Origin of the sequence: Mycobacterium neumannii (assembly GCF_002245615.1) — a bacterium.
GTDB classification, from domain to species: domain Bacteria; phylum Actinomycetota; class Actinomycetes; order Mycobacteriales; family Mycobacteriaceae; genus Mycobacterium; species Mycobacterium neumannii_A.
In genome coordinates, this window is sequence record NZ_NKCO01000027.1 from 22,612 (window position 1) to 37,542 (window position 14,931).

Annotated in this window: 16 protein-coding genes; 5 read left to right on the forward strand and 11 right to left on the reverse strand. The window is 67.2% G+C overall.

All coding sequences use genetic code 11. The features are described 5' to 3' along the window. The 9 genes from CEX88_RS22770 to CEX88_RS22810 all read right to left on the reverse strand — a co-directional run bounded on the left by CEX88_RS22770 (position 1) and on the right by CEX88_RS22810 (position 8,327). The gene (locus CEX88_RS22770; protein ID WP_066842010.1) at positions 1 to 1,164 is read right to left on the reverse strand and encodes an LLM class flavin-dependent oxidoreductase; all 1,164 of its coding nucleotides are present in this window, start codon (positions 1,162 to 1,164) and stop codon (positions 1 to 3) included. 9 nt (positions 1,165 to 1,173) lie between these two features. Then, the gene (locus CEX88_RS22775) at positions 1,174 to 1,659 is read right to left on the reverse strand and encodes a DUF456 domain-containing protein (RefSeq protein WP_066842012.1); all 486 of its coding nucleotides are present in this window, start codon (positions 1,657 to 1,659) and stop codon (positions 1,174 to 1,176) included. Positions 1,660 to 1,703: 44 nt separating this feature from the next. Further along, entirely contained in the window at positions 1,704 to 2,453 is a 750-nt protein-coding gene (locus CEX88_RS22780) for a methyltransferase domain-containing protein (protein ID WP_094295242.1), read from the reverse strand. Positions 2,454 to 2,475: 22 nt separating this feature from the next. Next, on the reverse strand, positions 2,476 to 3,180 hold the full coding sequence (locus tag CEX88_RS22785; RefSeq protein WP_066842017.1) for a haloacid dehalogenase type II: 705 nt from the start codon (positions 3,178 to 3,180) through the stop codon (positions 2,476 to 2,478). Next, the gene (locus CEX88_RS22790; protein ID WP_094295243.1) at positions 3,181 to 4,143 is read right to left on the reverse strand and encodes an NADPH:quinone oxidoreductase family protein; all 963 of its coding nucleotides are present in this window, start codon (positions 4,141 to 4,143) and stop codon (positions 3,181 to 3,183) included. 5 nt (positions 4,144 to 4,148) lie between these two features. Next, the gene (locus tag CEX88_RS22795; RefSeq protein WP_094295244.1) at positions 4,149 to 5,012 is read right to left on the reverse strand and encodes an SDR family NAD(P)-dependent oxidoreductase; all 864 of its coding nucleotides are present in this window, start codon (positions 5,010 to 5,012) and stop codon (positions 4,149 to 4,151) included. 75 nt (positions 5,013 to 5,087) lie between these two features. Further along, on the reverse strand, positions 5,088 to 6,488 hold the full coding sequence (locus CEX88_RS22800; RefSeq protein ID WP_066842021.1) for an aldehyde dehydrogenase family protein: 1,401 nt from the start codon (positions 6,486 to 6,488) through the stop codon (positions 5,088 to 5,090). Positions 6,489 to 6,701: 213 nt separating this feature from the next. Beyond that, complete coding sequence (locus CEX88_RS22805) at positions 6,702 to 7,637, reverse strand: class I SAM-dependent methyltransferase (RefSeq protein ID WP_094295245.1); 936 nt, start codon at positions 7,635 to 7,637, stop codon at positions 6,702 to 6,704. A gap of 54 nt (positions 7,638 to 7,691) precedes the next feature. Continuing rightward, on the reverse strand, positions 7,692 to 8,327 hold the full coding sequence (locus CEX88_RS22810; RefSeq protein ID WP_094295269.1) for a TetR/AcrR family transcriptional regulator: 636 nt from the start codon (positions 8,325 to 8,327) through the stop codon (positions 7,692 to 7,694). A gap of 145 nt (positions 8,328 to 8,472) precedes the next feature. Between CEX88_RS22810 and CEX88_RS22815 the strand changes: the two genes are divergently transcribed. Beyond that, a complete protein-coding gene (locus CEX88_RS22815) occupies positions 8,473 to 9,039 on the forward strand; it encodes a TetR/AcrR family transcriptional regulator (protein ID WP_094295246.1) in 567 nt (188 codons plus the stop codon). Between the two features lie 14 nt (positions 9,040 to 9,053). Then, the gene (locus tag CEX88_RS22820) at positions 9,054 to 11,222 is read left to right on the forward strand and encodes an FUSC family protein (RefSeq protein ID WP_202931620.1); all 2,169 of its coding nucleotides are present in this window, start codon (positions 9,054 to 9,056) and stop codon (positions 11,220 to 11,222) included. Here the strand turns inward: CEX88_RS22820 and CEX88_RS22825 are convergent. Then, complete coding sequence (locus CEX88_RS22825) at positions 11,203 to 12,171, reverse strand: pirin family protein (RefSeq protein ID WP_094295248.1); 969 nt, start codon at positions 12,169 to 12,171, stop codon at positions 11,203 to 11,205. The genes CEX88_RS22820 and CEX88_RS22825 overlap by 20 nt on opposite strands. A gap of 91 nt (positions 12,172 to 12,262) precedes the next feature. Between CEX88_RS22825 and CEX88_RS22830 the strand changes: the two genes are divergently transcribed. Continuing rightward, positions 12,263 to 12,532, forward strand: a complete 270-nt coding sequence (locus CEX88_RS22830) for a hypothetical protein (RefSeq protein WP_094295249.1) — start codon at positions 12,263 to 12,265, stop codon at positions 12,530 to 12,532. Positions 12,533 to 12,550: 18 nt separating this feature from the next. Here CEX88_RS22830 and CEX88_RS22835 read toward each other — a convergent pair whose 3' ends face one another. After that, on the reverse strand, positions 12,551 to 12,859 hold the full coding sequence (locus CEX88_RS22835) for a hypothetical protein (protein ID WP_064394645.1): 309 nt from the start codon (positions 12,857 to 12,859) through the stop codon (positions 12,551 to 12,553). A gap of 283 nt (positions 12,860 to 13,142) precedes the next feature. On the opposite strand from CEX88_RS22835, the gene CEX88_RS22840 reads away from it, so the two are divergent. Further along, entirely contained in the window at positions 13,143 to 13,442 is a 300-nt protein-coding gene (locus CEX88_RS22840) for a hypothetical protein (protein WP_094295250.1), read from the forward strand. Between the two features lie 104 nt (positions 13,443 to 13,546). Next, positions 13,547 to 14,929 carry an acyl-CoA dehydrogenase family protein gene (locus CEX88_RS22845; protein ID WP_094295251.1) on the forward strand — a complete coding sequence of 461 codons (1,383 nt, stop codon included), beginning with the start codon at positions 13,547 to 13,549 and terminating at the stop codon, positions 14,927 to 14,929. The last annotated feature ends 2 nt before the right edge of the window (positions 14,930 to 14,931 follow it).

The following is a 14,931-nucleotide window of genomic DNA, read 5'->3' on the forward strand; positions in this document are numbered from 1 at the left end:
TCAGGCCCCGCCTTTTTCGGCCTCGTACTTCTGCGTCATGTGCTCGATCGCGGACAGCTGCGTCTGGGCCAGGTTCTCGCGCACATCGCGGGCGCGCGCCGCGGCGTCGAGCGTCGGCTGGGCCTGACCCTGGAAGTGCGGTATGACCTCGGCGGCGAACAGTTCCGCGCTGCGCTTGGTGGCGGCGGGATTGGCCCATTCGTGGCCCATCTGGAGCATGCACCCGAAGCCGCCGGACTGATCCCACAGCCGCTGCACCTGGGCGCGGGCTCGTTCGGGTGTTCCGATCACTCCGGCGCCCGCGTTGTTGATGATGTCGATCATGTCGTCGATCCGGTCCCCGGGAATCGTCATCTGCGGGAATGCGGCGACCTTCTGGAAGTAGTTGAACCACGGCTCGATACCGAAGCGGACGTCGGCGCGCGCTTGTTCGTCGGTTTCGGCGATGTGCATGGGGCACACCAGCGACCAGTTGCGGCGGTCGACCGTGGTGCCGAACGCGGCCGCCCGTTCCTCGGCGATCCCCCAGTGATGCGCGAGCGCATCGAATCCCTCGACGACGAGCGTCGCACCGATCGACAGCAGGCCGATTCCGTGCTTGCCTGCCAGCCGCGCCCCGGTCGGCGAGGCCACCGCGGCGACACTGAGCGGGATGCCGTCCTCCGCATAAGGCGCCAGTTGCAGTCTGGCGTCGTGGAGTTCGTGGGTGGCGGTCTTGGCCGAGACCGTTTCGCCCTTGAGCAACCGCACGACGATGTCGAGGTTGGTCTCCAGAAGTTCACGGGTGTCGGTGGGCGTCAGGCCGATCATCGCCGAGTCGGTGGGCAGCGAGCCGGGCCCCATGCCGCCGATGATGCGGCCGTGGGTGAGGTGGTCGAGCAGCATCAGCCGGTCGGCCGCCCACAGCGGGTTGTGGTACGCCAGCGAGATGACGCCGGTGCCGAACCGGATCCGCTTGGCGCGCTGCGCGGCCGCCGCGATGAACACCTCGGGTGAGCTGATGATCTCGCTTCCCGCAGAATGGTGCTCGCCGATCCACGCCTCGTCGAAGCCCAGCGCGTCGAGGTGCTCGATGAGCTCCAGATCGCGCTGCAGCGCGAGCGTCGGGTTGGTGCCGGCGCGGTGAAACGGTGCGATGAAGTATCCGAAACGCAGCTTGGCCATGCCTGCAAGCTACTGCGTCAGGTACACCCCGATGACCCAAACGACGGTGGCGAGCAATGCGCCGGCCATTTCGACGCCGACCGACAAGGCGACGCCCTTGAGCGCATGCTTCGTCGACACCCACGCCACGCGCCGGTCGTGCCGGTTGGTCAGTTCAGAGAGATAGATGCCCAGCACGAAGCCGATCGGGAGTCCGAGTATGGGGATCACGAAGAAGCCGACCACGCCGAGCGCTCCGCCCGCGACCAGGCTCAGGGTGCGCACATCGGCCTCCCGCATCCGTCGCACCGGCCACGTGTACTTGATCAGCGCCGCAGCACCGAGCAGCACGGTCGCCACGGCCAGCGTCACCCACGCGGCGGGTTCCCGCTCGACGAGCGCCCACACCGCGATCGCCCCGAAGACCAGCAGTGTCCCGGGAAGCACCGGCACCACGATGCCGACGATGCCGACCGCGATGGCCAACGCGACAAGCACGATCCCGCCGGTGGTCATGTGTTGAATCTACGTGTGGTCGTAGCGGCTCGGCCGCGGTCGGCTCACGGGCGCCGGGCCCGCACCCACTGGAGGTTGCCGACGGACTTGGTGCGCACGCCGACGAACCCGCGTTGCTCGAACATGTCGCCGAGTTCGTCTTCGGCGAAGAAGCGGGCCCCGCCGCTGGACAACCATCGCAGCGGCGGCGGCACATTGCCGACCGTGGGCGCCATGATCGCGATCCGGCCGCCCGGCCGCAGCACGCGGTACATCTCGGCCACCGCCGACGACGGCTCGGGGATCAGCTGCACCACCGCCAGCGACGTCACCGCGTCGAAGGTCTCGTCCCCAAACGGCAACCGCTGGGCGTCCGCCCGCAGGAATCCGACGTTGGGCCCGGCCTGCGCGCTGACCGCCCGCGTCAGCATCGGTTTCGAGATGTCGATGCCCAGCGCCAACCCGCCCGGTCCCGCCGCGCGGGCCAGCGAGGCGGTGACGTTGCCCGGCCCGCTTCCGATGTCGAGCGCGATACCGCCCTTCGGAATGTCGAGCCAGTCGATCGGCAGCTGCCAGGCGCCCACGAATCTGCGGGCGATGCCCTGGGCGTAGTCGTAGAACATCGACCCCGGACCCGACGCCCACACGGCCTGGATCAGACCGCGGTTCGCCGGCGGTGTCTGCTGCGGTGATGCCGAGTCGTCGAGCAGGTCCAGGTAGCCGTCGCGGACCTCGAGACGCGCCGGCGGATCGGAGAACAGCTCGACCGCCCTGCGCAGCGCAGGCGGCAGCGATGATGTCGGCTGATCGGTCACGCTTTCACGCTACCCCTGCGGTTCAGGCCCCGAGCTGGTCGGCCAGGTCGGCGAAATCGGCTGCCATGACGTCGAACTCGCCGTCCTCGATCCTCGACGGGCGGCGGCGGCCCGCCCCGTACTCCAGCGGCCGGTCGACGTAGGCGGTCATCAGGCCCGCCCGCTTCGCACCGCGCAGGTCGCTGGCGTGCGCGGCCACCAGCATCAGCTCACCGGGCGCGACGTCGAGCAGCTCAGCGCACCCGAGATAGGCCTCGGGATCGGGTTTGTAGTGGCAGAACAGCTCGGCCGAGATCACACAATCCCACGGCAGACCCGCACGCTTGGCCATATTCGTCAGCAGCGAGACGTTCCCGTTGGACAGCGTCGTGATGAGGTAGCGCGCCTTCAACCTTGTAAGGCCGTCCACGGCGTCGGGCCACGGGTCGAGGCGGTGCCAGGCCCGGTTGAGATTTCCGACGGCCGCGGCATCGACGCTCGTGATCCCCGCCGTGTCGAGCAGCTCGACGAGGATCATGCGGTGCAGGTCGTCGATCTTGGTCCACGGCAGCTCACCGCGGCGCACCCGGTCCATCGCTGGCGGATAGCCGGCCCGCCAGTCGTCGGCGAAGGCCGCCCAATCCCGTTGCACGCCATGGGCACGACCGAACTCCTCGAGCTCGCGGATGATGCTCGAACGCCAGTCGACGACGGTGCCGAACACGTCGAATGCCAGCGCCTTCGGCATCTACGGCTCCAACACGACCTTGCCGAGCACACCGCCGTCCGCGAGTGCCTGCAAAGCCTCAGCGCCCTTCGACAGCGCGAAGCGCATCGGCGGCGGCGGGCGCAATCCCGCCTCGACAAGCTGCGCGACGCCGAACTCGAACACCGACTGCGATCCCGGCTTGCGGTTCACATATTCGCCGTAGCCCACCCCGATCACCGCCACATTGCGCAGCAGCAGCCGGTTCACCCTCACCGTCGGAATCCCGCCCGCCGCAAAACCGATCACCAGCAGCCTGCCCTCCACGGCGAGCGCGCGGATCGCGTCGTCGAACGCGTCGCCGCCGATGGGGTCGACCACAAGATCGACACCGCGGCCGTCGGTCGCGTCCTTGACCGCCTGCAGCCAGCCGTCGGTCAGCGGTAGCACGACGTCGGCGCCCAGCGACTCGACGAATTCGATCGCGTGCGGCCGGTGCACCATCGCGATCACCCTGGCGCCCAACGCCTTCGCGATCTGCACCGCCGCGGTGCCCACACCGCCCGCCGATCCCAGGACCAGCACCGTCTCGCCCGGTCGCAGCGCGCCCCGCTTGGCCAGCGCGAAGTACATCGTCTGGTAGTTGCCCAGCAGCGCAACGGCTTCCGCGTCGTCGAGGCCGTCGGGCGTCGGTGTCAGGCTGTCGGGTGACACTGCCACCCGCTCGGCCCACCCGCCGAGCATCGACAGCGCGGTCACCCGCTGCCCGGGTTTGAACTCCGACTCGTACGGCGCCGAGCGCACCACCCCGGCGACCTCCATGCCGGGAACGAACGGCGGTTCGAGCCGCAGCTGGTACTCCCCGCGCAGCAGCAACAGGTCCGGGAAGCTGACGCCGGCCGCACCGACGTCGACAACGACGACGTCCTCGCCGCCGACATCATCGACATCGGTGTACGCCAGTCCAGCCGGCCCGGTGAGTTCCTGCGCGACAAGCGCTTTCATGGAACTCAGCCGAGGCTGAAGGTGGCCCGCTGCGCCGCCGACAGGTCGGTGATCTCGCCCCACTTCGCGGCGATGTCGTCGACAGAAGGCACCTCGGAGAAGGTGAGCCCCTCGTTCTGGAACAGCGCTACCCGTTGAACTTTGCCGCCACCGACGATGAACACCGAAGCGGTGTCGGGCAGTTCCTCGGTCATCAGGTAGGCCACCACGGGCGCAACGTATTCCGGCGTCAGCTTCTCGAAGACCTCCGGCGGCAGGATGTCCTGCGTCATCCGGGTCGCCGCGATCGGGGCGACGGCGTTGGCCTTGATGTTGTACTTCGCGCCCTCCTGGGCCAGCGTGTTGATCAGGCCGACGAGGCCGAGCTTGGCGGCGCCGTAGTTGGCCTGGCCGAAGTTTCCGAACAGACCGCTGGTCGAGGTGGCGACCACGACCCGCCCGAAGCCGTTCTCCCGGAAGTGCGGCCATGCGGCGCGGATCACGTTGTAGCCGCCGTACAGGTGCACCTTGAGCACGGCGTCCCAGTTGGCGAACTCCATCTTGTGGAATGTGCCGTCGCGCAGGATGCCCGCGTTGGAAACCACACCGTCGACCTTGCCGAACTCGCCGAGCGCGGTCTTGATGATGTTCTCGGCGCCCTCGGGCTCGGCGACCGAGTCGTAGTTGGCGACCGCGCGGCCACCGGCGTCCTTGATCTCCTGGACGACCTGGTCGGCCATGTTCTGGCCGGCGCCGGTGCCGTCTCGGGCACCGCCGAGGTCGTTGACGACGACGCTGGCGCCCTCTTTGGCGAGCGTCAACGCGTATTCGCGTCCGAGTCCGCCTCCGGCCCCGGTGACGACGACGACGCGATCCTGCACTCCTGGCATGGGGTTCCTTTCCACATTCCGCCGCGATTTCGGTGTAGTTGGTTGCGCTGGCCGCCACCAACTACACCCGAATCGCTAAAACAGGCGTTTGGCGAGCTTCAGCGCCTTCTCTGTATACGGGGGATAGATGAACGCGCCGACATCGGGTCGGGTCGGTTTGGTCATCACGGTCTTCTTGTGACTGAACTGCTCGAAGCCGTAGCGGCCGTGGTAGGCGCCCATGCCCGAGGGCCCGACGCCGCCGAACGGCAGCTTGTTGGTGGCGAAGTGGAACAGCAGGTGGTTGACCACCATCCCGCCGGCCGGCACCTCCTTGATCACCCGTTCCCTGATGCTCTTCGTCTTGGTGAACAGGTAGGCCGCCAGCGGCTTCGGCCGCGAATTGACGAAACTGATTGCGTCGTCGAGTGATTGGACCGTCACGACGGGCAGGATCGGGCCGAAGATCTCGTCGGTCATCAACGGTTCGGCCGGGTCGGGGTCGACGACGACGGTCGGCTGGATGCTGATCTTCGACGCGTCCGAACCACCGCCGACGACCACCTCACCCTTGGTCGCGGCCAACGCGTCGGTCAGCCGCCCGAAGTGGCGTTCGTTGACGATGCGTTTGCCGCCGGGGTTCTCCGACTCGAACGTCGTCACCGCCTCTTTGATCTTGTCGACCAGCTTGTCGCGGATCTTCGCGTCGGCGAGCACATAGTCGGGCGCGATGCAGATCTGCCCGGAGTTGATCAGCTTCGTCCACGCGATGCGCTTGGCCGCGACATCGATGTCGGCATCGGCGGAGACGATCACCGGGCTCTTCCCGCCGAGTTCGAGCGTGACCGGCGTCAGATGCGGTGCGGCGCCTTCGTAGACCTTGCGGCCGATCTCGGTGCCGCCGGTGAAGCAGATGTGGTCGAAGCCCTGCGCGATGAGCTCCTGGCTGACCGAGCCGTCGCCCTCGACCACCGCGATCGCGTCGGAGTCGAGGTAGCGCGGCACCAGTTCGGCCATCAGCGCCGACGACGCCGGACAGACTTCCGAGGGCTTGAGGACCACGGTGTTGCCCGCCGCGATCGCCCCGATCGCCGGGCCGAGCGTCAGCACGAACGGGAAGTTCCACGCGCCGATGACCAGCACCGTGCCGAACGGTTCGTATTCGACCCAGCCCCGGCCCGGCAGCTGCGACATCTCGAGCAGCCGATAGCGGCGCTTGGTCCACTTCTTGACGTTCTTGGCGGCGTCCTTGGCCTCACCGGCGGTGCTCGCGATGTCGGCCAGCCACGCCTCGAAACGGTTGCGCCCCAGATCCTGTTCGAGCGCGGCGGCGATGGCCTCCTCGTTCTCGACGGCGAGGCGTTCGATCGCCTTGAGCTGCCTTATGCGCCACTCGATGTCCCTCGTGCGGCCGGTTTTGAAGGTCTCGCGCAGGCGACGCACGATGCTGGGGATGTCTTCGGTGGCTTGCGCCGGAGTGGCGATATCGGCGGTCATGGGGAGTCCTTCCTGACCCGAGGAATGCCCCGATCCTAACCAACCGGTTGAACCGCCCAGAAGGCCTCGCGCCTTTTCCGCGTGAGCCCTCGCGCATGCGGGCCGTGAGCCCTCGCGCTAGCCGGCGAGCGACCGCGTTTGCCCGTCGACGCGCCGCGATTCAGCGTACGAACGCGGTCGCTCGCGGGGCTTCGGTGCCCGACGCGCGGTAGATCAGACCTTCTGAGCGATGACGAACTCGGAAAACCCGTCGTCGTTCGTGTACTCCTCGGGAAGCACCCAGCGGTCCAACCGGCGCATCTCCTGTTGCGAGGTCACCGCCGTCGACCGCCAGCCGTGCGCGTCGAGCCACTCCGAGACCTCAGCGCGGTCGGGGTCGTTGTACATCAGCTCCGCGACGTCGACGGACTCCTCCATGCCGAGCTGCGCGCGCACTTTCTCGAAACGTTCCCGCATCTGCTCGCGTCGCTCCTCGGCCTGCACTCCGACCGTCTCCACCGAGACGCGGCTGCCCGGCGCGCTGAGCGCGGTGATCTGCTCGAAGAGCCGGTCCTGGGCATCGGCGGGCAGGTACATCAGCAGACCCTCGGCCAGCCACGCGGTCGGGGCGTCGGGGTCCAGACCCGCTTTTTGCAGCGCTCCCGGCCAGTCCTGGCGCAGGTCGACGGCCACCGCGACGCGCTTGGCGGTCGGCAACGCGCCTTCCTCTGCCAGCCGGGCGGCCTTGTACTCGAGCACCTTGGGCTGGTCGATCTCGAACACCGACGTCCCCGCCGGCCACGGCAGGCGGTACGCACGCGAGTCCAGCCCCGACGCCAAAATGACGACCTGCCGGATACCGGCCTCGACGGCATCGGTGAAGTACTCGTCGAAGAAGTGCGTCCGAACCGCCTGGTAATTGCCCATGTGCTCGAAGATCGCGGCGACGTCTTCATCGGCGTCGGCAATCTTGACGCGGGTCTGTGGGTCGAGCATGACGTCCCAGACGCCGCCGCCGGCGCCCGCGACCAGAACTTTGGCGTAGGGATCGCGGATCAGCGCGTCCTCGCGTTCGGTCTCGGCGGCTCGGGCGGAGGCCACCATCACCGCGGTGGTGCCCACGCTGGTGGCGATGTCCCAGGTGTCGTCTTCAGTGCGCAGCGAACTCATCGTCCGCCATCGTAGCCGAAAACTTAGCCAAGCTACCGAGCGTGGGGGCGTCGGTCAGGATTGCAGACGCCAGAGGTTGTTGGACATCAGCAGCTCGAACTGGCGCACCACCGCTTTGAGCTCTTCGTGGCTGCCGACGAAGCCGGCGTAGAAGCCCATCCCCCACATCACCGCGACCAACATCTCGACCAGCGAGTCGACCTCGGTGTCGGTGGTGAGCTCGCCGCGTGCGATCGCGTCGTTGACCGCCCAGGCCACGAACTCGCGGGAGTGCTTGAGTGAGTCGTGCTCCTCGTCGCTGAGCTCCGGATGGCGCTGAGCCTCGAGTACCGACGTCACCAAAAATGCTGCTGCCGAACGATCTTCGGAATCGGCCTGCATCGCCGCCGTGAAGTACGCCGACAATCTGGCGAGCAGTTTGGTTTCGTCTTGCGCACGCGCTTTCCCCGCGTTGACTATCGCGGCGTTGGTCTGCTGCACGACTTCACGCCATAAAACCTGCTTATTGGCGAAATAGTGGTTGATCGCGGGGCGGGTCAGATCCGCGCGAATGGCGATCGCCTGGAAGGTCGCGGCATCGTATCCGAGTTCGCTGAAAACCTCGCGCGCGGCTCCTATGATGCGCTCACGCGTCTCGGCAGCCTTCGCTGCGGGGGGACGACCCGGACCTCTACTCGCCGTATGCGGCACGGTCAAATTGTGCCACACGTCACTTACCTCTTCAGACGTCCGCTTCGCCAGTGGCTCCGACCAGCCTTTTATCAGCAAATTGCGGACTTTGCGGTCGGAAATACAACGTAGAGAATCGGCCCGGCTTAGAACTAATGTCCACGTAATGGGAAGCGTCGTATCGCGGGACGGTTACTTCGACGTGGGTATCGAGATCCTGTCCGACCTGGGATACGGAGGTCTGAAGCTCGCGGAGGTCTGTCAACGCCTCGGTGTGACCACCGGCTCGTTCTACCACTACTTCCCGAACTGGCCCGCCTACACCAGGGAACTGCTCGCACACTGGACACAGGAACGCACCGTGCGGGTGATCGAAGCGGTGCGCGCCGAGCCCAACCCGCGGCGGCGCATCGACGCCCTGTTCGAGTCGGCCTTCGACGTGCCGCACAGCGCCGAATCCGCCATTCGCGTGTGGAGTGCGCTGGACCCGCACGTGCAGGAGGTACAGGTGGCGGTCGACCAGCAGCGCTTCGACATCCTGTACGAGTCGGCGTTCGAGATCTTGCAGCACAAGAGGCAGGCGCAGCTCTTCGCCGAGTGTGCGGTGTACGTCTTCGTCGGTTATGAGCAGACGACGTTGCCGCGCGACCCCGAGGGGTTGCGATGGATCTCCGCGGAATTGCGCGAGGCTCTCGACGACGGTCGGTTCGCGACGGTTCCCGACAGTGATTAGCGCGGGCATCGGGGTTGTCGCTCACTGAAGTCGTCGCCCCGGTGTGGCGCCACGCGGAGAACCGACTGCGACGGCGCGATCCCGAACTCGACGCGCTGCGCCGTGCAATCCGCGCGGCGATCGTGCTCCCGATCGCCGCCGCGGTGAGCTTCGCGGTCGGCGGCGGGACCCAGACGCCGATGATCACGATCTTCGGATCGGTCGCGTTGCTGATCCTGGTCGACTTCCCGGGAAACCGGCCGGCTCGCGCGCTCGCCTACCTCGGGCTCGCCTTCAACGGCGCCGTCCTGATCACGCTCGGCACGCTGGTGGCTCCGCATCCGTGGCTCGCCGTCGCGGCGATGTTCGTGCTCGGGTTGGTGGTCACGTTTTCCGGGGTGCTCAGCGAGATCATCGCCGCCGGGCAGCGCGCCACGCTGATGACGTTCGTGTTGCCCGCGTGTACTCCCCCCGGGCCGATACCCGATCGGCTGCTCGGCTGGTTCATAGCTCTGGTGTTCTGTGTGCCCGCCGCGCTGTTCCTCCTGCCGCCGCGCCACCACGACGAGCTGCGCAGCGGTGCCGCGCGCGTGTGCGACCGGTTGGCCGACTGTTTGCAGGGCACCACCCCGGCCAGGAACGTGACCCGGGCGATGAACCAACTGTGGGAAACGTTCCTGGGTGCCGACTACCGACCCGTCGCGCTCACCGCGGGCAGCCGCGCCCTGGTCCGGGTGGTCGACGATCTCGGTTGGCTGTCAGACCGGATCACCGACGGCACGGGGCAACTCCTCGGCGAGATGAAATACCCGCTCATCCGGGTGCTGCGCGATTCGGCCGCAGTACTGCAGATCTCCGACGTGTCGACCCGCGCCGCCCGCACCGCGGACCTCGACGCGGCGCTGACCGAACTGCGCGAGATCGCCCAGGGGCACTACCGCGAGGACATCCTCGAGATCCTCGCATCGTCGTGCGAGGCAGACGCGCTCACTGTCGGTCGCAATCTGCTTGCGCGACGTACCTTTTCGGCGACGGTAGGCGTCACCGGCAGGATCATCCGCAATGCCGCCGCCGCCGACGCGCGCCCGGTGTGGGCGCGGGTGCTGGGCCGTGGCCTGCCCAAGACCGGCACCGCCGACTGGGTGATGCCGGAGACGACGGCCGTCGCAGCGATCACCCGCGGGTTCCTCGCCACCCGGGCCGTGGTGTTGCGCAACAGCATTCGCACGGGGCTCGGCTTGGCGCTGGCGGTCGCCGTCACTCACCTTTTCCCGCTCGAGCACGGCTTCTGGGTCGTACTTGGAGCGATGTCGGTGCTGCGCAGCAGCGCGCTGACCACCGGCACTCGGATGTTACGGGCGGTCGCCGGTACCGCGATCGGATTCCTGTTGGGCGTAGGGCTCATCGAGCTCGTCGGCGTCGATCCGGTCGTCATGTGGATGCTCCTGCCGACGGTGGCTTTCGGGTCCGCCTTCGTTCCTGAGGTCGCATCCTTCATCGCCGGCCAGGCCGCGTTCACGATGATGGTGCTGATCATCTTCAACCTGATCGCGCCGACGGGGTGGAGCGTCGGGCTGATCCGCGTGGAGGATGTCGTGGTCGGCGCACTCGTCGGGGTGGTGGTGTCGGTCCTGTTGTGGCCGCGCGGGGTGGGTAACCGGTTGGGACGGGCCATCGACGACGCGTTCGCCGTCGGCGCGACGTTCCTCAAGGCCGCGGTGCTGAGGGTGACCCGCGGGGCGTCGGAGGAGGCCGCCGATCGGGTCATCGCGTTGAGCCAGCAGGCGCTACGGGCGACGCGGACCGTGGACGACGCAGTGCGACAGTTCCTTTCGGAAGGTAGCGGGCCCACCGATATCCGCGGGCCCGCGGTGCGATCGGCGAACCGGGCCATCCGGCTGCGTGCCGCCGCCGAACTGATCGCCGATGTCGTTCCCCCGCCGCACGGAATCTATCCCCGGACAAGGGAGGTGCTCGAAACCCACGCCGAGGCGATCTGCGCGAGGGTCACCGGCGGCGCGGTCGATCCGCCCCCACCACTCAGCGACGATTTCGTGACGGCGCTGCGCGCCGAGGCCACCGACGACGACCTCGCGGTTCCTGCCGCGCTGCCTTTGGTGGCCGTCGCTGCCCATCTCGGGGCGCTGAACCTGCTGTACCCCAAAGGTGCACCGGCGCGGTCGATCAATGACGGTGAGGCATGAGGGCGTTCGGAGGAATCTGTCCGAACCTGCCTGCCTGGTAGTCCTCGAGCGCCTCGATGAGTTCGGACTTGCTGTTCATCACGAACGGGCCGTACTGGAACACGGGTTCGCGAATCGGGAGGCCGCCGAGGATCAGTACTTCAAGCGCGGGACGGTGAGCGTCCTGGCTCCGGTGTGCTTCCACCTTGATCCGGTCGCCGGGCCCCAGAACCGCAAGTTGGCCCTGGTGGATCGGGTGTGCGACGGGGCCGACCGCACCGCGCCCGGACAGTACATAGACCAGCGCGTTGAAGTCGCGTCTCCAGGGCAGGTGGAGTTGGGCACCGGGTTGAATCGTGGCATGTGCCAACGTGATCGGGGTATGCGTCGCACCAGGGCCGACGTGGCCGTCGACGTCACCGGCGACGATTCGGACCAGCGCGCCACCGTCGTCGGACGACAACAGCTTGACCTGGCCGCCCTCGATGGCCTGGTATCGCGGCGTCGCGAACTTGTCCTTGCGGGGTAGGTTGACCCACAGCTGGATGCCGTGGAACATGCCGCCGCTTTCGACGAGTTCGGCGGGTGGTGTCTCGATGTGCAGGATGCCCGAGCCTGCGGTCATCCACTGAGTGGCGCCGTCGGTGATCAGCCCACCGCCACCGTGGGAGTCCTGGTGCGCGAATCGGCCGTCGATCATGTAGGTGACGGTTTCGAACCCGCGGTGCGGATGCCAGTCGGTGCCTCGCGGTTCTCCCGGCTCGTACTCCACCTCGCCCATCTGGTCCATGTGAACGAACGGATCGAGCTCGACGGCCGAGACCCCGGCGAAGGCGCGGACGACAGGGAAACCCTCGCCTTCGAAGCCGCGCGGCCCGGTGGTGATCGACCGGACGGGGCGGTCGGTGTCCGACGGTCCGGCGGTGGTGATGCGGGGAAGGGTGAGCGTATCGGCGGTAACTGCAGGCATGCACTGAATAACCGGACTGTAGTCCGATACATTCCCTTGCCTGTGGATAACTCCTCGCAGAATGTCACACCCTGGAGCTAGGCTTTCGTACATGCGTTCGAATCAAATTTCCGATCTGCTCACCACGCTGGAGGCGCTGTACCGAGAGCTTGCGAGTGTCCGGCTCGACGGCTTGACACGCACCGAGCTTTACGCGCTCGTCGAACAGATCGACAAGCTCGACAATCGCGTCGCGGCGCTCGAGCAGCGGCTGTTCGGCCGCCTGCTCCTTGACCGGAGCGCGACCCCGCGGGATGTGGCCAGGCGCTTGCGTATTTCTCCAGGAGAGGCGCAGCGGCGGCTGGGTCAGGCGGCTTCTTAGCCATGCGTGGGAGCGCGGTCAGTCCGCCTTGGGCTTGAGTGTCCATGCGGGGATCCAGTGCGTGACGGGTTTCCGGCGCGCGCCGTAGGCGATTTCGTATGTCACCAGCCCCCACCAGTAGCCCTGCTCGCACAAGCCCCAGCACGTCAGCCGCCCTTCGACGACCGCGTGCATTTGCAGACCCGCCGGGTTGTAGCCGCCGACGGCGTGTGGCTCGCGCGGAAAGACCGCGGCCAGATCGACGAGCACGGCGATCGGCGGATCGACACGACGGAAGGCTTGCTGAACGGGCTGCCCGTTGTATCCGATGCCTTTCAGCTCGCCCATAGTTCGATCATACGTTCGAACGCCTGGTAGCTGGACGCGAACCGACCCGCGACCGCGAGCGTGCGGCCGGCCCCGCCGCTCACCGCGCCGGCAGTGGGCCGGTTCGGCCGTCCGAACATGGGCAATCGGCTGCCCCGCAGCACTATTCCTGCCATCCGGCAATCAATTTCTGCCATCGGAATTAAAACCTTTGACCACGTGGTTTCCAAGATCAGCTGCAGCTACGAACCGCGACACATGCCACGGCTCGGATACGAAACGAACAAAAGAAGAAGGCTCGAAAATGAAGAAGTTTGGTATCGCTACCGTCGCCGCTAGCGCCCTTGCCGCCGCTCTGATCGGACTGGCCGCACCCGTCCAGGCCGCACCATCCGGACCCGGAAGCGCGCAGCAGACCATCAGCGAGCTGGAATCTCAGGGCTACCACGTGATCGTGAACCGCATCGGTAACGTCCCGCTGGACAAGGCGTCCGTGGTGGCGGTGCGCCCCGGTCAGACCTACACCCAGACCGACAGCCTGGGCGTCGGCGGTGACCGCAACACCCGGGTGATCAACAAGACGATCTATGTAGACGTCAAGTAGCTACCCCGCGAGACAGGCCCCCGGATGCACCCCCTGGCATCCGGGGGCCGTCCATTTCAGCGAACAAGTGTTTCGGAATGCGCAGGCGTGGCTAACACACTGTCGTGGCCTTCGACCTGACGCCCACCGAGGCGCAGCACGACCTGGCGCGACGGACCCACGAATTCGCCGAAGAGGTGGTCCGGCCCGTCGCGCTCGACTACGACAAACGCCAGGAGTTCCCCTGGCCGGTGCTCGAGGAAGCCGCCACGCGCGGCTTCTACAGTCCCCTGTTCTATCGCGACCTCATCGGCGACCCGACGGGGCTTTCGCTGCCGATATTCATGGAGGAGCTCTTCTGGGGCTGCGCCGGCATCGGCCTTGCCGTGGTCATGCCCGCACTCGCGCTGTCGGCCATCGGACAGGCTGCCTCGCCCGAACAGATGCTCCAGTGGGCACCCGAATGCTTCGGCACCCCAGGCGATCTGAAGCTGGCGGCACTGGCGATCTCCGAGCCCGAGGGCGGCAGCGACGTCCGCAACCTCCGGACACACGCCCGGCGCGACGGCGACGACTGGATCATCGACGGCCACAAGATGTGGATCGGCAACGGCGGCATCGCCAACGTGCACGTGGTCAACGCCGTCGTCGACCAGGAACTCGGACACAAGGGCCAAGCGCTCTTCATCGTCCCCGGCAGCACCCCGGGTCTGGAGATGGTCCGCAAGCTCGACAAGCTCGGCTGCCGCGCCTCGCACACCGCGGAGCTGAAGTTCAACGGCGTGCGCGTCCCCGCCGACAACCTGCTCGGCGGCCAGGAGAAACTCGACTACAAGCTGGCCAAAGCCCGCGAAGCCGTCGAAGGCGCCAAGCACTCCGGCTCGGCCACGCTGGGCACCTTCGAACAGACGCGGCCGATGGTCGCCGCCCAGGCCCTCGGGATCGCCCGGGCCGCACTCGAATACGCCACGGAGTACGCCAACCGCCGAGAGGCGTTCGGCGCCCCCATCATCGACAACCAGGGGATCGCGTTCCCACTCGCCGAACTGGCGACCACGCTCGACGGCGCCCGCCTGCTCACCTGGCGCGCGTCGTGGATGGCCGCCAGCGGTGTCCCGTTCGAACGCGGCGAGGGCTCGATGTCCAAGCTCGCGGCCAGCGAGGTCGCGGTCCGCGCCACCGAACGCGCCATCCAGACAATGGGCGGCTGGGGCTACATCACCGACCATCCCGTCGAAAAGTGGTACCGGGATGCCAAGCTGTACACCATCTTCGAGGGCACCAGCGAGATTCAGCGGGTCGTCATCGCCAATGCGCTCGGCGCCGCCGACGGGAAGCCCCCGCTGCACTTCGACCTCGAACCGAGCGGTGGGCCGTTCAACCGCATGTTCGGGCGCGGTACTCCGCTACGCGGTCGGGCCGCCGATGCCGCGCTTTCGGCCAAGGACCGGGTGCCCGCCCCGATAATGCGGTTGGCGATGAACGTGTTGCGCCCGCCTCGCAAATGACT

Coding starts and splice junctions, on each gene's coding strand:
- CEX88_RS22805 (WP_094295245.1), bottom strand. CDS start 7,637: ATGAGTTCGCTGCGCACTGAAGACGACACCTGGGACATCGCCACCAGC.
- CEX88_RS22770 (WP_066842010.1), bottom strand. CDS start 1,164: ATGGCCAAGCTGCGTTTCGGATACTTCATCGCACCGTTTCACCGCGCC.
- CEX88_RS22790 (WP_094295243.1), bottom strand. CDS start 4,143: ATGAAAGCGCTTGTCGCGCAGGAACTCACCGGGCCGGCTGGACTGGCG.
- CEX88_RS22795 (WP_094295244.1), bottom strand. CDS start 5,012: ATGCCAGGAGTGCAGGATCGCGTCGTCGTCGTCACCGGGGCCGGAGGC.
- CEX88_RS22785 (WP_066842017.1), bottom strand. CDS start 3,180: ATGCCGAAGGCGCTGGCATTCGACGTGTTCGGCACCGTCGTCGACTGG.
- CEX88_RS22830 (WP_094295249.1), top strand. CDS start 12,263: ATGCGTTCGAATCAAATTTCCGATCTGCTCACCACGCTGGAGGCGCTG.
- CEX88_RS22835 (WP_064394645.1), bottom strand. CDS start 12,859: ATGGGCGAGCTGAAAGGCATCGGATACAACGGGCAGCCCGTTCAGCAA.
- CEX88_RS22840 (WP_094295250.1), top strand. CDS start 13,143: ATGAAGAAGTTTGGTATCGCTACCGTCGCCGCTAGCGCCCTTGCCGCC.
- CEX88_RS22775 (WP_066842012.1), bottom strand. CDS start 1,659: ATGACCACCGGCGGGATCGTGCTTGTCGCGTTGGCCATCGCGGTCGGC.
- CEX88_RS22800 (WP_066842021.1), bottom strand. CDS start 6,488: ATGACCGCCGATATCGCCACTCCGGCGCAAGCCACCGAAGACATCCCC.
- CEX88_RS22825 (WP_094295248.1), bottom strand. CDS start 12,171: ATGCCTGCAGTTACCGCCGATACGCTCACCCTTCCCCGCATCACCACC.
- CEX88_RS22815 (WP_094295246.1), top strand. CDS start 8,473: ATGGGAAGCGTCGTATCGCGGGACGGTTACTTCGACGTGGGTATCGAG.